Origin of the sequence: Bacillus sp. JJ1127 (assembly GCF_036965845.1) — a bacterium.
Classification (GTDB): Bacteria; Bacillota; Bacilli; order Bacillales; family Bacillaceae_G; genus Bacillus_A.
The window spans coordinates 1-860 of record NZ_JBALQK010000159.1 but is presented as its reverse complement, the minus strand read 5'-3'; the positions used below and the strand labels follow the sequence as shown (position 1 = coordinate 860).

The window sequence follows — 860 nt, the reverse complement described above, 5'->3', positions numbered from 1 at the left end:
TGTCGAAACATTAAAATGGGTATCTATTTTTACCCTTATTATTTGTAATTCGTTTTACTTTCGGATTCCCAAACTGGAATACACTAAAAATAGGCTTCTCTAATTTCTCAGAAGGGTTCGCAAAAGGATTTTTCAATTAAGTAACACTTTGATTCGATAATATTCAAAAAAAGTGCTAATCATATGCCTATTAGGCAATATGTTAGCACTTTTTTCATATCATTCACCGTTCAAACTTCGTAGTGAGTCATTAAAAATTATCTAACGCTTTTTCTAAAATAGAAGCTGATTTATAAGGAGGTGCTACCGTTAATACACCTTTTACAACTACTTCCTCTTTTTCATCATAAGCAAATACACGCATATCAATCGTATGCTCCTCTTTTGAAACTGCCACAACTTCAAACTGAATTTGCAATGTTTCATAATGGTAAACAGGCTTCACAAAAGTAAGATCCTTCCTAATAACATGACTTCCCGGACCCGGTAAGTATTTTGTAACTGCTGTTGTAATCATACCGGTTAACATAATGCTCGGCACAATTGGTTGTTCATACGGAGTTTGGGATGCGTAATCATGCTGGATATATAATGGATTTGAATCATTTGTTAATCCTAAATACAATAACAAATCTTTATCCTCAATTTTTTCAGTGATAGATAATTTCTCTCCTACTGCAATTTCATCCATTCGACGACCAATTTGAACTTTTTTCTTTAACATGCTACATTCCCCCCGAATTTTACTTTATTATCCTACCAAAAGCGATATATTATCCGAAGCGCTGCTATAATGAGGGCAAAGTATGTTACAATCTACATTTCCATCATAGAACACAATTTATGATAGCGTTTTCATA

1 protein-coding gene is annotated in these 860 nt (G+C 33.3%); it reads right to left on the bottom strand.

Annotated elements, in window-relative coordinates; translation table 11 throughout:
- Positions 1-250 precede the first annotated feature (250 nt).
- Complete coding sequence (locus V7183_RS16095; RefSeq protein ID WP_097898390.1) at positions 251-724, bottom strand: MaoC/PaaZ C-terminal domain-containing protein; 474 nt, start codon at positions 722-724, stop codon at positions 251-253.
- Between the last annotated feature and the right edge of the window lie 136 nt (positions 725-860).

Coding starts and splice junctions, on each gene's coding strand:
- V7183_RS16095 (WP_097898390.1), bottom strand. CDS start 724: ATGTTAAAGAAAAAAGTTCAAATTGGTCGTCGAATGGATGAAATTGCA.